Below are 17,642 nucleotides of genomic sequence, written 5' to 3' on the forward strand. Positions count from 1 at the left end.
CTCCGTAAAAATGTACACGCATCTGCGACCCAGACCGCAGGATCCCCATCATACCCGGATCCTTTCGTGGATCCTAACTTCATATAAGGTCCATTATATGAAGTTAGGAACTTGGCTAGGCCGCTAACACTGGTGGGTAGAGGGAAGAACTCGCATAACACGATTATAAGAAGTTATGTTTTTGACCAGAGCGTCATCATTGGAAGTGTCGAGGGATAGGGCCAAATAAAACCTATTATATGAAGTCAGGATAGAACGGACTGATTTAATAGTAGAGGGCGCTGAGTAACAAGGTAAAAACTTATTAAATTCATATTAAAAAAGGTTAGAGATCTCAAAAAAAGCCAGCAGCATTTTGAAATTTCATCGCTTAAACCTATTCTAATCAATAAGTTATTAAAAAATAATAAAAGTATTGGTATATTAACGCGCTAATATATTCGAGGCTGGGATTGAGCGTCTTTTAGCTTGGACATGTTGGCGCCGTCACAACGTTCAAAAAGCTCATTCCTCCATTCAATTTTGGGAAGTAAACTATTAAATTCATCCATCGCCTTGCCATTAAAATATCTTTTCCCATTGAATATGATGCCAAAATTCAATCCTGGTGTATGCCTATATAAACCAACCAGTTGAGGGGCGCCGCCTGAATATTTATCATTTCCTTTTTTTAAAGCATCGCATAAAGCACCAAAAACGAATCTACTAAAACCTATTTCCTTCACCCCACCACACCATTTTTCATGCATTGATTTCAGCTCCGTTTCTCCAGAGCCGGAGCTTGCGACGATATCGGATGAGGTAGAAAGCGGTTTTTCCTCGAATGCAATATCTCCATCTTTAAACTTTATTTCAACAACGTGAAAACTCGATCGCATTTTAATCCCGACACGTGTTGCATAAATTATGGTGCCAGAACCGCTTTGTTCTCGAGGTATTTCAGAAAAACTCTTATGCATAAATTTTGTTATTTCTGCTAATTTTTCATCGAACGTGGCGTCAGAGGAGAATATAAAACCATTATCTATGCTATTCACCAACTGATTTAGGATATGTACAGGAAATTCAACACGGCCGCTGTACCCAAAGATTTCTGGATAAGAATGTGTTGCGAAGACCTTTCTAACTGAATCCCAAGTGGTAGGGACGTTTTTCCAACTAATTCGGCTATCAGATGCTATGTAGACTGAAGCGGGGCCATGTGTGTCTACACCAATCCATGCAACTAACGTAGTCATGCCTTTACATTTCCTAATGATGAAGTTAGCATACATTCATATAGTAGTTTATTTGAAAGAGCAACCCCGGGCCCCTCCACCAATCTATGGGGGGGACAGGTAGAGAACATTCTCCCTAGCGATAGGGGGATTCCCGGTTATAACTAGGTCATTATCCTGCCTCCCCGAAAAAATTCAACAGAATCCATATCTAATAACAAACCAAAATTTTTTTCATTGCCAGAAATGAACATTCATACCGTTATAATAAGTTATTGCAAATTATGCTGCGTGATTTTTAAAAAAAAGAATTTTACTAGAATTCGAGACAAGTCCTTATCTTATAACTTCTTCCTACTAGCCGTGATGACTGGTTGCTGGGGATTTTGTTAATAGGATTTTCATCAAAAAGGTTATAAATATCTGTCATCAACTTTATATGAGCATTGGTTTTGTTGATATTTACCTTCAGGTCAGCACTGACTTGTCACTCACCGTTAAGCTTTCATCCGTAGATTTCAGCGTCGCTGATGTTGGAATATTTCTAGGCAACCTAGGCAACTTAACCGTTGTATTGTACTGCTACCTAGCCGACTGATTACAGATGATGTGTTCGCTGAAATTACCTTCGAATTTAGTGTGGATAATGGCGGCATCCTGCTGCCAGTAAAGCCTCAATTCGATGGCATAATAAAAAACCTGCCGAAGGGATTGGTTTCAAGATAATTATCAGCAGGTAATAGTTTAGAATAGACTGGAATGCGCTCTCTTTTACATTATTCAACATAATTTTGATGTTAGGTAGTCAGCAATCCTCAATTTAGAATCATTCAGATTATTTAGTCATTAACGAAAAACACCTAAGACCACGAAAATAGGAGAAAACTTAAATAAAAAGGGCTTTCCAGCCCTTTTTTCATATCAGATTTGTTATTAGCTAAGCTGATAAGAGCCTTGCATCTACCTTATTCCAGTTAAGTGAAACAACATCGCCAATAGCGCCTACCGATGCAAGGTTGCTACGCACAATAAAGCGTTCACCATTCTGCAGCGACACCACTAAACGCGTTTCGGAGCCAGCGTAAATACGCTCGCTGATCTTGCCTTGTATTAGTGCATCACTAGCTGAACATAACTGGATATGTTCAGGGCGGATCACCAATGCGCCTGCGGTCATTGTAGGTGGATTAGAGGGGAGGTCAAAAACACCTTGTTGAGTGACGAGGCTCGCCCCACGAATCTCGCCTCGCAGAATGTTCGATAAGCCAATAAACTCGGCGACAAAAGTAGATTGCGGCTGCTGATAAATGTTCTCTGGCGTGCCAATTTGCGCAATCTTCCCTTCATTCATCAGGCAGATGCGATCTGATAGGGCCAGTGCTTCTTCCTGGTCGTGGGTGACGAAGATGATGGTGGCTCCCGATTCGCGGTGAATGCGTTTGATCTCCATTTGCATGGTTTCACGCAGTTTGCGATCCAGTGCTCCAAGGGGTTCGTCCATCAGGATCACGCTTGGTTGATACACCAGACAACGAGCCAGTGCCACGCGCTGCTGCTGTCCACCTGACAACGCACGCGGAAAACGCTTGGCTGCATGGCCCAGTTCCACCATCTCCAACGCCTCTTTCACTTTGCGAGCAATCTCGGCAGCGGGCATGCGTCGCATACGCAAAGGAAAACCGACATTCTCTTCCAGTGTGAGATGTGGGAAAAGTGCGTAGTTTTGAAACACCACGCCAATATCGCGTTGATGCACAGGCGTGCGCGTTTCGTCGCGGCCGTCAATCATTAATTTGCCAGAACTGGGGCCGGTTAAGCCGCTAATAATCTGCAACAGCGTGGTCTTGCCTGAACCTGAGGGGCCAAGTAGCGTGAGTAACTCACCGGTTTGCACGGCTAAATCCAGGTCCTGCAGCACGCTGGTTTGCCCGTAAGTTTTGCCGATTTTCTCAGCCTGTAGTTTGATATCTGAACGCATGATGGTTTCCTTACAAGGCCTCAGCTTTACGGCGCGAGCGCTCCGCTACGATAAATAACAGTGTCACAATGGAGAGGATAATCACCGAAGCGGCAGCAAGAGTAGGGGTAACGGAAAGCAGCACGTCGTCCCACATCTGTTTTGGCAGTGTCTGCTTCACGCCGCCTCCGACAAATAACGCCACGGTCAACTCCTCGAATGAATTCAGGAAGCCAAAGATAAACGCCGCCACCATACTGCTCTTAATCAGCGGTAACGTAATTTGCCAGATCACCTGCATTCGGTTCGCCCCCAGCGTCCCCGCAGCCTGGTCAAGCCGCCAGTCGTAATTTTTAAACGTCGTCAAGATGATGATAAAGACGACGGGAATCGCCATCACGGTGTGACCCAGGATGATACCGAGGTTGCTGCCGACTAAGCCAAAGTTGGCAAATAAATAGAACAGGGCGACCGCAGTGACGATGTTCGGCACAATCATGGGCAGCAAGAACGTCATCACTACCAGACTACCGCTTTTACCCTGATGACGGGCAAGCCCGAAGGCGGCTGTGGTCGCGATCAATAGCGCCAGTACACCAGTGACCAGCGCAATACCAAAGGAGCGGGCAGTCGCACCAGTCCAGATCGGTGATTCCAGGTAGGTTTGCATCCAACGCAGTGAAAAACCTGGGGGAGGGAATTGCAGGAAGCTTGAACTGCTGAACGCCATCGGCAGGAAGGACACTACAGGTAAGATAAGTACGGCAATGACTATGACGCTGAATAGCATTAACAACCAACCGAAACGCGGTTTGCCGGGTATAAAGCCGAGCAATGAAGCCAGCATATCGCTGCAACGTGCCACTATGGCTATTACTACAAAACCAACGGCGCGAATGTATGGGCTGCTGGCATGACCTTCACCGCCGGCAATCGAAGACATGCCAAACAATTTGTCGTAGCAAAAACAGACCATCAACGTCACCACCAGCAATAGCATGGCAATAGCACCGGCCAGCCGCCAGTTCAATAACTGTTGTACCTGCGTAATTAATAGCTGGCCTATGACGGAATCCTGCGGGCTGCCGAGCAGCGCTGGGGTTATGAAGAAACCCAGTGAACCAATGAAAATGAGCAAGCAGGCGGCCACTAATCCTGGCATGGATAGCGGGAAGAAAATGCGCCAGAACGCTTGCGCGCGGGAGGCACCTAGCGTGTGACTGGCGGGCATCAGACGACTATCAATGCTGGTCATGGTGGGTAACATGGTAATAATAGCCAGCGGCAACATGCTATGCACCATGGCGAAAACCACTACACCGCGGGTATAGAGTACATTCAGGGGTTGATCTGCACCCAAGCCCATTAAAATTTCGGATAAAATTCCACGCCGGGACAGAAGCACCATCCACGCAAAATTCTTCAGCAGAGCACTGGTCCAGAATGGCAGCAAGATTAGCCACATTAAACGGCGACGGGTATTATCACTGCGCTGTGCTAACCAGTAGGCCACAGGATAAGCAATGAGCAAACAAACCAACGTGGTTTGCATAGCAATGATAAAAGTATTGATGGTGACTTTAACGTAAATGCCTGCACCAAACATCTGGCTCCATACGTCCAGTGAGAAATGTCCCTCACTGTCCTGGAAGCTCAGCAGCATTAATTTCAATGTCGGCCAGGCGAGAAAGATAGCCAGAAAGAGTAAACCCGGCGCGGTTAACCATAGTGGATGCAACGCGAAGCGCTTACGGCCGGTATTCTGTTTCGACTTTGATGTAGCAAATTCACTCAAGAAAAAATCCTCCAGCGAAAGAGGGCCGAGGCCCCCTTGCGGATCAACTCATTACCCATTTTTCAAAACGTTCAGTCAGTGCCAACTGATTCTCACCCCAGTAATCTGCACCCAGCAGCGCTAACTGACCAATGTGGTCGGGCGCAGTGGGCAGCAGTGCAGCTTTCTTCTTATCAATGAAATCGTAGGCTTTGACGTTGGTTGGGCCACAGGCCAAATCCTCAGTAAAGACTGACTGGCGTTTGGCATCCATACAGAATTGAATAAACTTGCGCGCAGCCTCGATCTTAGGGCTGCCATGCGGAATGGTGAAACCATCGATGTTATACAGGCCCTGGTCCCAGGCAATAGCCGCTGGCGTGCCGGCATCAATGGCGGTTTGTGCGCGGGAACTCCAGATACTCAACATATCCAGTTCACCACTCTGCAACAACTGAGTGGCTTGAGCGCCGCCTGTCCACCACACATCAATGCTTTTACGAATCTTATCGAGGCTACGGAAAGCGCGGTCAATATCCAGTGGGTAAAGATGTTTTGGGTCAACGCCATCGGCCATCAACGCCACTTCGAGTGTGCAGATCGGGCTGCGCCACAATCCACGACGCCCCTTAAATTTATCGGTATTCCAGAAGTCGACCCAGTTTTTCGGCGCTTTATCGCCTGAGAAGGCATCAAGGCGATAGCCCAGCGCCAGCGCAAAGATACTGACGCCACCAAACTGTTTGGTAATCGACCCTTTTACGTAGTTCTCAGGGTCCGGCACCGTAACGTTAATATCTTCAAGGTAGGGTTTGCCGAGCTTATTAAGACGCACCAGATGTTCCGGGTTAAGCAGAGCAACATCGAACAAATAGTTTTTGGTATCAACCATCATCTGGAACTGTGGCACGGGATCGGGACCGAGTACCGTGTTGATAATCTTGATACCTGTTGCCTCTTCAAACGGCTTATAGAATGCCTTACTGAAGCCAGTGCCATAAGGACCGCCAACATCTGCCACCGTTAAGGTGGTGACTTCAGCAGCCTGTGCCGCACGTGATGACATCAGCATAGGTGCAACCGATGCTACAGCCGCTGCACTCAGGCCGAGTTTCAGCGCATCGCGGCGCGTGTACTGGCCTTTCTTCTCAGTCAGTTTACTCATTAGTACCCTCTGCATAGCCTTGATTTTTATAAGAAGCCCGTCTTGTAGCGGGCGATTGCCTGGTGTTAGTGCATTACTCGGTTTCTGCCTGAAGCGTGGCGGCGTTGACTTCTGCGATCAGTTGGTCAATAGCTTGCAGGTCAAAGCGTTGACGGAAGCGACGATCGAACGTGGTGACGAAGCCTACAAAGGAGTTAGTACAGTGTTCCAGCATACGTTCCGCATCTTCTGTGGAAATCGACAAATGCTGTTGCAGGAACAGATTGAAGTGCTGACGAGCGATCGGGTTTTCCAGGATAAAGATGGGTTGGGTATCACGGGAAATCAGACGATGACGCGCGACTTTGTTCAATGCCGTGACGCTCATTTTCAGTGGTAAATCGCGAGAATGACCGCCAATCCGAAGTTCAATCTCACCCTCTTCTAATACCCACTGCTGACGTGCGGTGTCGTAATAGCGCAGATCATCCACTGCCAGAATTAAACTGATGCGGCGTGATTCACCAGGTTGCAACTCGGTTTTGCAGAAGGCTCGCAGCTCTTGTAGCGGACGTTTCTGGCGGGATTGGGGATAATGACTATAAAGCTGGCTGGTCTCTTTACCCGTCATGGTGCCGGTGTTGGTTAAAGTGAAACTCACCGTGAGTGAGTCCCCGGATTTGATGTTTGTGTGGTCCACTACGATATCGCTGTAGGCGAAAGTGGTATAGCTCAGACCATAACCAAACGGGAAAAGCGGCGTGAGGTGGCGCACGTCATACCAGCGATAACCCACAAAGATGCCTTCACTGTACAGGTGGCGACCATTCTCTCCCGGATAACTGTGCCAGCCCGGGATATCTTCGATCTGCTGTGGGAAGGTGACGGTAAGCTTGCCGCTTGGGTTAACCTCACCAAACAAGACATCCGCTAAACCGCCACCCATGGCCTGACCGGCGTAAAAGGTTTCAACAACGGCAGCAACTTGATCCAGCCACGGCATCACAACCGCATCTGGGTTAGCGAGTACCACAATGACGTTGTTATTCACCGCAGCCAGTGCGCTGATCAGCTCATCCTGACCTGCTTGCAAATTAAGCGTGCGGCGGTCAGATCCTTCACCATCGTAACCATCTTCGCTGTTGGCAAAGACAACCACTCGATCAGCCTCGCGTGCTGCTGCGCACGCTTCGTCGCGCAGCACCTTCGCCAGGTTGGCATCTGACGATTCGCCGCGACACCAGCTCAGTTGAAGTCCCTGGGCTCGCTTTTCCATCTCATCCCATGGAATATCTACCTGCGTGGGTAACGTGGTCGCACAGCCTGACCCCTGAATCACGGGGGTTTTTGCGCCTTCCCCGACGACCAGCACATGCTCATCGCTGTGGCATTTCAGAGGTAGGACCTGACGATCGTTTTTGAGCAGTACGATGGATTCCGCGACCATACGGCGTGCCAGTGCGTGATGCTCAGCGTGATCGACATTGGTATCACGTTTCTCACCTTGAATGGCACGCTGTACCATTTCCAGCACACGCACGGCTGAGGTCTCAGCGTGGTCGCGTGATACTTCACCGCGCTCGAGTGCAGCAGTTAATGCTGCCTTGCGGGTTTCACTTTCAGGCATATCAAGGTCATTACCTGCCAGCAGCGATTGTGGGCGATTTTTAATGCCATGCCAGTCAGCGACCACCACACCCTCAAAGCCCCAGTCATGACGAAGTACGTCGGTGAGCAGCCAATGATTTTCCGCCGTTTGTGTTCCATTCAGGCGATTGTAAGAGCTCATCACTGTCCAGGGATGCGACTGCTTAATGGCCCGCTCAAATCCACGCAGGTAGATTTCACGCAGCGCACGCTCATCCACCAGTGAGTCCATACTGGTACGTTCAATTTCTGAGTTATTGCAGGCGAAATGTTTCAACGACGAGCCGACGCCCTGCTGCTGGAGGCCATTAATCACGCCAGTGGCAATCTCACCTGAGATGAGCGGATCTTCGGAATAGTATTCGTAACTGCGGCCGCCCAAAGGCGTGCGACGGATATTAATGCCAGGTCCCAGCAGCAGGTGCACACCCATCATCTGGCATTCCTGGCCCAGTGCATCGCCCAGCGTCTCTGCCAAATCCACATCCCAACTACAGGCGAAGCTTGAGCCGTTCGGAAAGCAGGTTGCCGGTTTCATGGTGCCCCAGGCTACTTCAACATCTTTGGCGCGCTGGTTCACCACATTGAGAAAGCCCGCAAAATCCTGTCCGCCTTTTTCATCATTGTCGATTTGCTGTATGGAGTAGCGTACGCCGTAAGTGCCGTCAGTCATCACCATACGCGGGATGCCTAAACGCGCATTTGACTCTGTTTTCCACATACCGTGGCCGCTGAGAATGTCACTTAATTCTGCAGGTGACATGGCTTTGACCAGAGAGACAAAATCTCCGTTTTCGAACAGGTTTGCAGGCATTATTGTTATTCCACCGTAAGAAGGATGTGACTAACTGTTATCAATATGCCTGACACTATGGCGGCAGGAGAGAGTGCGAAGCAATTATTAAATTATTGGCCTTTAAATTAAAAAAAACTATTCAATAGCGAAAGGCGTAAGATTTCTTTGGGGGACGTATTTATTAGCTTATTGCAAGAGGTTGACTCATTTAAATGGCATGCTCCTTGACTGTGCAGTGGATGCATTCAATTGGCGCAAATGAATCAATTTGGTGCGTGGTGTGACGTAATTCTCAAAAAGAAGCTTGGCACAGCTTAATTTTATTAGCGGCGAGATAAATGCGTTTGATAAGTATCGCTTGGTGCACATTAAGGTATCGGATGGTTTGACTGCAGTATTGTTAGCACGATCACAGGATATGGCATAGCGCTTGCTGTATGAGCGTGGCTTAGTTTAATACTAACCAGTTACCTCATCAGGCAATAAATTTATAACGGTAAATTATGACGCATTTCACATTGAAGCAGCTTAAGTATTTTGTCACCGTGGTGGAAACAGAGAGCATTGCCGAGGCATCACGCCAGCTGCATATTGCTCAGCCTTCAATTTCCGTGGCGATTAAGAATCTGGAAGACGCTTTTGAACAACAACTTTTTATTCGTCATCACGCGCAAGGCGTATCGTTGACGTCAAGCGGGCGCCGCTTCTATGAAAAAGCGCGTGATTTACTGCGTTTATCCTATGAGTTTGAGCAAAGTTCGCGTGCCGACAATGAGTTAGTGTGCGGCACTGTTGCGGTAGGCTGCTATGAATCCGCTGCGCCGCTCTATATGCCGCGGCTGATAGCGGGGTTTAAAAAGTTACACCCAGAAATCACTATTCAACTTTATGACGGTGAGCAGCATGAGCTGATGCACGGCCTGCATCGCGGTCGATTTGATGTGGCATTTCTCTATGATCTGGAACTGGACAACGTCATAAAAAAAGAACCACTGAATGCGCCGCATAAACCTTATGCGCTATTGCCTGCTGGGCATCCGTTGGCGAAGAAAAGTCAAGTGACATTGCAGGAACTGGCGCGCGAGCCAATGATTTTGCTTGATGCGGTGCCCAGTAAAAATTATTTCATCAGTATCTTTAAAGAAAACGGTTATCACCCGGAAGTCGCTTACAGCTCACCTTCGATAGAAATGGTGCGCTGCATGGTGGGGCAAGGATTAGGTTTTTCAGTGTTGGTCACGCGTCCTTGTTCTGATATCACCTACGATGGGCAGCGACTGGTTCAGCTTGATATTGTAGATGATATGGCAGCATCCACCTTGATTATGGCCTACCTACAAAATAACGAACCCACGCGACCTACGCGTCTGTTCATGGATTATTGTCGCAGTGTGGAATTAACACCATTTCCTAAAGTTTGATGATTGAATTGTGTCTCGATAAACGTTAAAGGGAAGGCGGTGAAGATGGATTTAAAAGTGATTAAAACTCCGGGGCGCATTTTCAATATTCAATTTTTTCTGTAAACCCTATTTATTTTCTATTCAGACACCAGATTTATAATATTTTACCGCTTTCGTCCGCTCCCATAGTCTTAGGGACTTCTAAATGAGCACAGTTCCGACTTTTTGCAGGGCGAAGGACGTTGAAATGACAACAGCAATAACCGAAACAGATACGCTGATCGTTGGCGCGGGCCAGGCGGGAGTGGCAATGAGCGAACACCTCACTCGCCTGGGTATACCGCATGTGGTAGTAGAAAAAGATCGCATTGCTGAATCCTGGCGTAGCCGACGCTGGGATTCATTGGTGGCGAACGGTCCGGCCTGGCACGATCGCTTCCCGGGTATGGCATTCCCTGATTGTTCGCCTGACAGCTTTGTTGGCAAAGAGCAGGTGGCTGATTATTTTGCCCATTATGCCGAAAAATATCAGGCACCTGTGCGCACCGGTGTGGAAGTGCTTAGCGCAGAGCGTCTGGTTGGTCAGGCCGGATTCCGTGTAGATACTTCTGCGGGGACTTTCCACGTACAACGTATCGTGGCAGCGACAGGGCCTTTCCAGCGTCCGGTCATCCCGCCAATTGCGCCGCAAACTGGTGAGATGTTCCAGATCCACTCTGCCGATTACAAAAATCCGCAACAGCTGCCGCAGGGTGGGGTGTTGGTGGTGGGCGCGGGGTCTTCTGGTGTGCAGATCGCTGATGAATTGCAGCGCGCAGGCAAGAATGTTTGGCTTTCAGTTGGCGCACACGATCGTCCACCGCGCGCCTATCGCAACCGTGATTTTTGTTGGTGGCTGGGTGTGTTGGGCCTGTGGGATGCTGCAGCCAATCAGCCAGGGAAAGAGCACGTCACCATTGCAGTAAGCGGTGCACGCGGGGGCCACACGGTAGATTTCCGTCGTCTGGCGCAGCAGGGCGTGAATCTGGTGGGGTTAACCCAGAGTTTCGATGGAAGCATGGTGTCATTCCGCAACGATCTGGCGCAGAACATTGCCAACGGCGATGCCAACTATCTGTCATTGCTGGACGCCGCCGACGCTTACATCGAACGTAATGGTCTTGATTTACCGCCCGAACCGCAGGCGCGAGAGTTTCTTCCCGATCCGGTTTGCATGACGGATCCGACCTTGTCGCTCAACCTCAAGGAAGAGGGCATTACCAGTATTATCTGGGCGACCGGTTACGTGGCGGATTACAGCTGGCTCAAGGTTAATGCCTTTAACGAGCAGCAGCGTCCACAGCATCACCGTGGTGTTTCCAGTGAACCGGGTGTCTATTTCCTGGGCTTACCTTGGTTGTCGCGCCGTGGCTCGACTTTCATTTGGGGAGTCTGGCATGACGCGAAATTTATCGCAGACCAGATTGCTATTCAGCGCCAGTATCAACAATACCCCACTTCGTACGACATTTAACTCAGGAAACTGCCATGCCAACGCATCAACGTATTCGAATGTTTAACACCAAAGAAACCTACCCCAATCAGACACTGGATAACGATCTTTGTCAGGCGGTACGGGCCGGTAATACAGTTTACGTCCGTGGTCAGGTAGGTACCGATTTTGAGGGCAACTTAGTGGGCCTGGGCGACCCTCGAGCTCAAGCTGAACAGGCGATGAAAAATCTTAAGCAACTGCTGGAGGAAGCGGGCAGCGATCTCAGCCACGTGGTTAAAACTACCACCTATATCATTGACCCACGCTATCGTGAACCTGTTTACCAGGAAGTGGGTAAATGGTTAAAGGGTGTCTTTCCCATCTCCACAGGGCTAGTGGTCTCTGCCCTGGCACAGCCTCAATGGCTGATGGAGATTGATGTGATCGCCGTGATCCCGGATGACTGGCATAACCAGGAGGAATAATGACGATTTCCATTGCAGCGCGCTGCCCAGAAAGCGGGCAGCTCGGTATTGCCATCAGCTCTTCCAGCATTGCCGTAGGGGCACGTTGTCCATGGCTGGTGGCGGGTATTGGCGCCGTTTCCAGTCAGAACATCACGCTACCTGCATTGGGTCAGCAGATCCTTGCGTTGCTGGAGTCAGGGTTATCCCCACAGCAGGCGATGAAAAGCGCACTGGCAGAAGATCGTTTTAGTGAGTATCGACAAGTGACCGTCATTGATGTCAATGGCGATAGCGTGGCATTCAGCGGTGACAAAACGCTGGGTATTCATCATGTCGTGCAGGGCGAAAACTGTGTGGCAGCGGGCAATATGTTGAAGGCGACGTCAGTGATTGCGGCAATGACAACGACCTTTGAAAATTCGAGTGGTGAGTTAACAAGCCGTTTGATTAGCGCTTTGCAGGCGGGTATTGATGCTGGCGGTGAAGCCGGTCCGGTGCATTCAGCGGCGGTTAAAGTGGTGGATGATTATACTTGGCCATTGGTCGACCTGCGTGTTGATTGGGCAGAGGAAGAGCCGGTAGCGGAATTAAACAGGCTGTGGCTGGCTTATGAACCCCAAATGCAGGCCTATGTCACGCGAGCTTTGGATCCGCGTGAAGCACCCAGTTACGGTGTACCCGGCGATGAGTAACAATGCGCGCGACATCCTGGCGTCACTGCTGGCGTTTGATACCACCAGTCGAGAATCGAATCTGATCTTGATTAGCTGGATCGAAAATTTCCTCGCCCAACGAGGTGTTGAGTCGCTGTGCATCAGCAATGAAGAGGGCACTAAGGCAAACCTCTATGCGCGAATCGGCCCAGCGGGTGATGGCGGGGTAATGCTATCTGGCCACACGGATGTGGTTCCGGTTGATGGGCAAGACTGGCAAATGCCACCGTTCGCGCTCACTGAGCGTGACGGTCGCTTCTATGGGCGTGGCAGTGCAGATATGAAGGGTTTTTTGGCTTGCGTGCTGGCCTCGCTTGAGCGCTTTTTGGACAGACCCTTACGCATGCCGTTGCATCTGGCATTTTCTTATGACGAGGAAGTGGGCTGCCTTGGCGTTCGCAGTATGATCGAGTGGCTTAAGGCATCCCCCGAAAAGCCGGCAATGTGCATTATTGGCGAGCCAACCGAGATGCAACCGGTCTATGGCCACAAAGGCAAAGTGGCGATGCGTTGTGAGATCGAAGGGCGAGCCTGCCATTCAGCTTATGCGCCGGATGGTGTCAACGCTATCGAGTATGCGGCAAAAATCATCAACCATTTAAGTGAAAGCGGCGAACTTTTGGCGCAGCAGAAAGATGCGCGATTCGATCCTCCCTACAGCACATTGCAGATTGGTGTCATTCACGGGGGCAGCGCATTAAATATTGTGCCGCAAAATTGCGAGTTTGATTTTGAAATTCGCCATCTGCCGGATACAAACATCAATGGCGTGTTGGCTGAAGCGCAACGTTATGCCCTACAGCAGTTATTGCCCACCATGCAAAGGGTGGCGCCTGAGAGTGATATTCGCTTTAAATCGCTCAGTTGTTACCCCGGTTTATTGACCAATCCCCAGTCTCAGTTTGCGCAGTGGCTATCACAATGGAGCGGTAGCAAGGAATTCTCCACCGTTGCTTTTGGTACTGAAGGTGGTTTGTTTGATGAAGCGGGTATCGCCACGTTAATTTGTGGTCCGGCGAGCATGGAGCAAGGTCATAAACCTGATGAGTACGTTAGTATTGAGCAGATAGAGAAATGCATGCATATGCTCAAAAATTTAGCCGAATGGATGGTTGTATAAGGAGGATAAGGTGTATTTTAAAACTAGATAAATACAATATTTAACATAATTAGCATTACACGCACCTGCATTATAGAGGCAAAGCTGACTTGGCCGTTCTGAGCTAAGCTTACCTGGCCGCTTCGGGCTACCTGCTGAGGAACCTGTTATGGCGGCTTCTGGTGCGGAGTTTTTCACGATGAACGAAGTTAACCGGCTTAAAGTTATCCAGGACGTCGTCGACCGGCGGCTGACAACACATCTCGCAGCTGAGCGTCTTGGCGTTTCCGACCGGCACTGTCGCCGCCTGCTCCAGCGCTACCGCGCAGACGGCCCGTTGGGTATGGCCGATTGGCGGCGCGGTAAGCCCAGCAACTACCAGCTGCCTGATGGACTGGCTGAACGTGCGATTCAGATCATCCGCGAACGCTACGCTGATTTTGGCCCGACGCTCGCCTGCGAGAAGCTGGCCGAGCTGCACGGCGTGACGCTGTCTAAAGAGACTGTACGCAAGCTGATGATGCAGTCAGGCCTCTGGATCCCGCGCAGGCATCGCGCCCCTAAAATTCAGCAACCTCGCTTCCGGCGCGCCTGCGTTGGTGAGCTGATACAGATTGACGGCTGCGATCACCGCTGGTTCGAGGAACGCGGCCCGGCCTGCACACTGCTGGTCTACGTGGATGACGCGACCAGCCGCCTGATGCAGCTTCACTTCGTCCGCTCCGAGTCCACATTCACCTACTTTGAAGCCACGCGCGGCTATCTTGAACAGCACGGCAAGCCGCTGGCATTTTACAGCGACAAGGCCAGCGTTTTCCGCATCAACAACAAAAATGCGGCTGGCGGCGACGGTCAGACGCAGTTCGGGCGTGCGATGAACGAGCTGAACATCACGGGCATCTGCGCCAACACCAGCTCTGCCAAGGGCCGCGTGGAGCGTGCGCATCTTACGTTGCAGGACCGGCTGGTTAAGGAACTCAGGTTGCGTGATATCAGTACGCCTGACGCGGCTAACGCCTTTGCCGCAGAGTTTATGGCGGACTACAACCGGCGTTTCGCAAAGGCACCAAGGCATGATTTTGACGTGCACCGCCCGCTCGATGCTGATGACGACCTTAACCAGATCTTTACCTGGCGCGAGCTACGCAAGGTCTCAAAAGCGCTGACGGTCCGCTACGATAAGATGCTGTTGCTGCTTGAGGATAACGATGACAGCCGCCGCGCGATGGGTAAATATCTGGATGCCTGGCAGTACCCGGACGGCCGGGTTGAACTCAGGAGTCACGGTACGGTTCTTCCCTACTCTGCTTACGATCGGCTGTCTGAAGTTGACCAGGGTGCGATCGTTGACAACAAGCGGCTCGGCCACGCGCTGGCCGTGGCTAAGCTGATGCAGGACAAGCGTGATAATACGCGCTCGCAGGCGCTTCCTGCCGGTCACGGACCCAGCCGCAGGAGTGCGAAGAAAGATCCAGCTAAAAAGCGGCAACGTGCGGTCAATGAGGATGATTTACTGGAGGCGATGATTGATTTACAGGCACGAAGTCAGGAGATATTTGGAAGTTGAAGTATTTATCAATACAATCAGAGCGATACAGACATTCACAAGGATGAGAGATGAAGTTATTTTCTACTGAACGAACCGATGTATATCTGCTGACCTTAGACCATTCAACGAGCTTTCAGCGTTTTTTGCTTGATAACAGAGCCAATTTTGCACCCTTTGAACCACTGCGAAACGACGAATATTTTGCAATCAATAACATATCTGACAGGATACGTAATGCGCTGCTCGACTATGAAGAGAGAAAGTGCATCCTTATGGTTTTCACTTTAAAAGATGAAAACGAAATTATAGGGAGTATTAACTTCACCAATTTTATATTCGGTGTTTTTCAGGCATGTTATTTGGGATTTTCACTCGACCAGGCTTATCAGGGTAAGGGATTGATGTATGAAGCATTGAAAGGATCAATTACCTATGTGCATGATAATTATAAAATCCATAGAATAATGGCTAATCATCTTCCTGATAACTTACGCAGCAATAAGACTCTGAGCAGTCTGGGCTTTGCAAAAGAAGGCTATGCGCAATCTTATCTGAAAATAAATGGGCAATGGCAGGACCACATACTTAACTCACTAATCCTTCCGGAATAAATAACGACTTTATTGAAGCTAATTATGAGGTTTCATCAATCCTGAAATCAGAGGTTAACCTTATTAAATTACACTTGTTCTGATAAAAATTGGACATCTCAGGTTTGCCTGAACCCGGTCATCTCTGCTTAGCTTCAACATGCATTGTGGGTGCTATTTGATAATGTCACTTTTAGCTAGTTCATAATGTCACCCAGATATGGCGCTTTTGCCACCTTTTCTGGGAGATCTCTGCTGATGCTGGTGAGCATGTCGAACAAAGAACTTCACCGTCTTCCCGTCATTCAGGCCGTTATCGAAAAGCGTCTGCGCCGCCGACGTTACTCCAAAACGCAATTCACAGATGTCGTCCCTGAACTAACCTTATATCTCCTCCGGCTCAGCTCAGGATGCAGACTTTATGTTGGTGGCCATGACAGATAAAGATCTTTACCGGCTCGGCATCATTCAGCGCGTTCACGACCACACTCTGCTGCAGCGTGAAGCTGAACGCCTTCTTGAACTCACCGTGCGCCAGGTGCAGCGTGTACTGCGGCGTTATCGTGAACACGGCGCAGCGTCGATTGTATCAGAACGTCGAGGACGTCCCGGCAACAACCGCATTCCCGAGGATTTACGTTGCGCCGCTCTGCATCTGTTCCGGCAACACTACGCGGATTTCGGTCCAACTCTGGCCACGGAGAAGCTTTTAGAACGCCATGGCATTCCGCTTTCCGTTGAAACTGTCCGCAACTGGATGATTTCAGACGGGATCTGGCGGCCTCATTCACGCCGTCAGGTTCATATTTATCAGCCACGACATCGGCGCGACTGCCTCGGTGAGCTGGTACAACTGGATGGTTCTCATCATGCCTGGTTTGAGGATCGCGCGCAAAGTGCTGCCTGCTTGTCTACGTTGACGATGCTACCGGCCGCCTGATGCACCTCCGTTTCTGTGATTCAGAATCTGCGTTCGACTATATGACGGCAACGCGGCAGTACATTGATTTACATGGAAAACCCGTCGCATTCTACAGCGAAAAGCACGCCGTTTTTCGCGTTAACGGAACGGATGCACGCCGGAGCGGCACCACGCAGTTTGGCCGGGCGCTGCGCGATCTCACTATTGAGCTTATCTGTGCCAACAGCAGCCAGGCCAAGGGACGCGTTGAGCGCGCCAACCAGACGTTGCAGGATCGGCTGGTCAAGGAGATGCGACTCCATAACATCAGCTCTATCAGCGAGGCGAACCGCTAGGTGACCGGCTTTATCGATGACTTTAACCGCCGCTTTTCCCGACCGCCTAAGTATCCGAAGGATCTGCATCGTCCGTCCGGTCTGTCTCCGGATGAACTGGACGATATCTTTGCCTGGCAGGACCAGCGGAAGTTATCAAAATCGCTGACTTTTCAGTACGATAAAATGCTATATCTTATTGAACCCTCTAATGCGAACAACCGTATCGCCGGTGAAAAAGTCACCGTACTTGATTATCCTGACGGCAGGATCTGTTTCCGCTATGCTCACCGGGAGCTGAGCTATCAGGTTTTCGACAAGCTGGCCTGTGTGGATCAGGGTGAGATCGTCGACAATAAACGCCTCGGTGCCGTACTACGACTGGCGCAGGAAAAACAGGATGAGCAGGAAGCGGCAGGTAAACGTTCACGCAGTAAAAAGATGCCGCGCCGTCTGGCTCAGCAGCGCGCACTCGAAGCGCTGAAGGCAATAAATCTGGTGCTGGTAAACCCTGGAGACTTTGTCTCTGATCTTAAGCGCTGATGCCCTTCCCCTGCCCGTTTCACCGAACCTCAC

Annotated in this window: 12 protein-coding genes and 1 pseudogene; 8 read left to right on the forward strand and 5 right to left on the reverse strand. The window is 50.0% G+C overall.

Features of this window, described 5'->3' with window-relative positions; translation table 11 throughout:
• Window positions 1-431: 431 nt before the first annotated feature.
• The 5 genes from ACXIZX_RS00470 to ACXIZX_RS00490 form a co-directional block, all read right to left on the reverse strand.
• Window positions 432-1,238, reverse strand: a complete 807-nt coding sequence (locus ACXIZX_RS00470; protein WP_479403397.1) for a hypothetical protein — start codon at window positions 1,236-1,238, stop codon at window positions 432-434.
• 916 nt (window positions 1,239-2,154) lie between these two features.
• Window positions 2,155-3,195 (reverse strand): ABC transporter ATP-binding protein, encoded by a 1,041-nt coding sequence (locus tag ACXIZX_RS00475; RefSeq protein WP_479403398.1) that lies wholly within the window; start codon window positions 3,193-3,195, stop codon window positions 2,155-2,157.
• Window positions 3,196-3,205: 10 nt separating this feature from the next.
• On the reverse strand, window positions 3,206-4,969 hold the full coding sequence (locus ACXIZX_RS00480) for an ABC transporter permease subunit (RefSeq protein WP_479403399.1): 1,764 nt from the start codon (window positions 4,967-4,969) through the stop codon (window positions 3,206-3,208).
• A 43-nt stretch (window positions 4,970-5,012) separates the two neighbouring features.
• Entirely contained in the window at window positions 5,013-6,113 is a 1,101-nt protein-coding gene (locus tag ACXIZX_RS00485) for an ABC transporter substrate-binding protein (protein ID WP_479403400.1), read from the reverse strand.
• 73 nt (window positions 6,114-6,186) lie between these two features.
• On the reverse strand, window positions 6,187-8,553 hold the full coding sequence (locus ACXIZX_RS00490; protein ID WP_479403401.1) for a glycoside hydrolase family 3 C-terminal domain-containing protein: 2,367 nt from the start codon (window positions 8,551-8,553) through the stop codon (window positions 6,187-6,189).
• A gap of 485 nt (window positions 8,554-9,038) precedes the next feature.
• Between ACXIZX_RS00490 and ACXIZX_RS00495 the strand changes: the two genes are divergently transcribed.
• The 8 genes and pseudogenes from ACXIZX_RS00495 (at window position 9,039) to ACXIZX_RS00530 (ending at window position 17,609) form a co-directional block, all read left to right on the forward strand.
• Window positions 9,039-9,956, forward strand: a complete 918-nt coding sequence (locus ACXIZX_RS00495; RefSeq protein WP_479403402.1) for a LysR substrate-binding domain-containing protein — start codon at window positions 9,039-9,041, stop codon at window positions 9,954-9,956.
• Between the two features lie 229 nt (window positions 9,957-10,185).
• Window positions 10,186-11,451: a flavin-containing monooxygenase gene (locus tag ACXIZX_RS00500; RefSeq protein WP_479403403.1), complete on the forward strand. Its 1,266-nt coding sequence runs from the start codon at window positions 10,186-10,188 to the stop codon at window positions 11,449-11,451.
• A 14-nt stretch (window positions 11,452-11,465) separates the two neighbouring features.
• On the forward strand, window positions 11,466-11,897 hold the full coding sequence (locus tag ACXIZX_RS00505; protein ID WP_479403404.1) for a RidA family protein: 432 nt from the start codon (window positions 11,466-11,468) through the stop codon (window positions 11,895-11,897).
• Window positions 11,897-12,571 (forward strand): DUF1028 domain-containing protein, encoded by a 675-nt coding sequence (locus tag ACXIZX_RS00510; protein ID WP_479403405.1) that lies wholly within the window; start codon window positions 11,897-11,899, stop codon window positions 12,569-12,571. Before ACXIZX_RS00505 ends, ACXIZX_RS00510 begins: the two co-directional genes overlap by 1 nt.
• Window positions 12,564-13,712, forward strand: a complete 1,149-nt coding sequence (gene argE / locus ACXIZX_RS00515) for an acetylornithine deacetylase (protein WP_479403406.1) — start codon at window positions 12,564-12,566, stop codon at window positions 13,710-13,712. The genes ACXIZX_RS00510 and argE overlap by 8 nt, the downstream gene beginning before the upstream one ends.
• A gap of 148 nt (window positions 13,713-13,860) precedes the next feature.
• The gene (locus tag ACXIZX_RS00520) at window positions 13,861-15,258 is read left to right on the forward strand and encodes an ISNCY family transposase (RefSeq protein WP_479403407.1); all 1,398 of its coding nucleotides are present in this window, start codon (window positions 13,861-13,863) and stop codon (window positions 15,256-15,258) included.
• Between the two features lie 50 nt (window positions 15,259-15,308).
• A complete protein-coding gene (locus ACXIZX_RS00525; protein WP_479403408.1) occupies window positions 15,309-15,851 on the forward strand; it encodes a GNAT family N-acetyltransferase in 543 nt (180 codons plus the stop codon).
• Window positions 15,852-16,263: 412 nt separating this feature from the next.
• Window positions 16,264-17,609 (forward strand): annotated as a pseudogene (locus ACXIZX_RS00530) (ISNCY family transposase).
• Window positions 17,610-17,642 lie beyond the last annotated feature (33 nt).

This window comes from Candidatus Pantoea symbiotica (assembly GCF_056491525.1).

What these genes read in the sequence shown, in the direction of transcription:
- ACXIZX_RS00470 (WP_479403397.1), bottom strand. Translation starts at nt 1,238, where the DNA reads ATGACTACGTTAGTTGCATGGATTGGTGTAGACACACATGGCCCCGCT.
- ACXIZX_RS00475 (WP_479403398.1), bottom strand. Translation starts at nt 3,195, where the DNA reads ATGCGTTCAGATATCAAACTACAGGCTGAGAAAATCGGCAAAACTTAC.
- ACXIZX_RS00485 (WP_479403400.1), bottom strand. Translation starts at nt 6,113, where the DNA reads ATGAGTAAACTGACTGAGAAGAAAGGCCAGTACACGCGCCGCGATGCG.
- ACXIZX_RS00490 (WP_479403401.1), bottom strand. Translation starts at nt 8,553, where the DNA reads ATGCCTGCAAACCTGTTCGAAAACGGAGATTTTGTCTCTCTGGTCAAA.
- ACXIZX_RS00495 (WP_479403402.1), top strand. Translation starts at nt 9,039, where the DNA reads ATGACGCATTTCACATTGAAGCAGCTTAAGTATTTTGTCACCGTGGTG.
- ACXIZX_RS00500 (WP_479403403.1), top strand. Translation starts at nt 10,186, where the DNA reads ATGACAACAGCAATAACCGAAACAGATACGCTGATCGTTGGCGCGGGC.
- ACXIZX_RS00505 (WP_479403404.1), top strand. Translation starts at nt 11,466, where the DNA reads ATGCCAACGCATCAACGTATTCGAATGTTTAACACCAAAGAAACCTAC.
- ACXIZX_RS00510 (WP_479403405.1), top strand. Translation starts at nt 11,897, where the DNA reads ATGACGATTTCCATTGCAGCGCGCTGCCCAGAAAGCGGGCAGCTCGGT.
- argE (WP_479403406.1), top strand. Translation starts at nt 12,564, where the DNA reads ATGAGTAACAATGCGCGCGACATCCTGGCGTCACTGCTGGCGTTTGAT.
- ACXIZX_RS00520 (WP_479403407.1), top strand. Translation starts at nt 13,861, where the DNA reads ATGGCGGCTTCTGGTGCGGAGTTTTTCACGATGAACGAAGTTAACCGG.
- ACXIZX_RS00525 (WP_479403408.1), top strand. Translation starts at nt 15,309, where the DNA reads ATGAAGTTATTTTCTACTGAACGAACCGATGTATATCTGCTGACCTTA.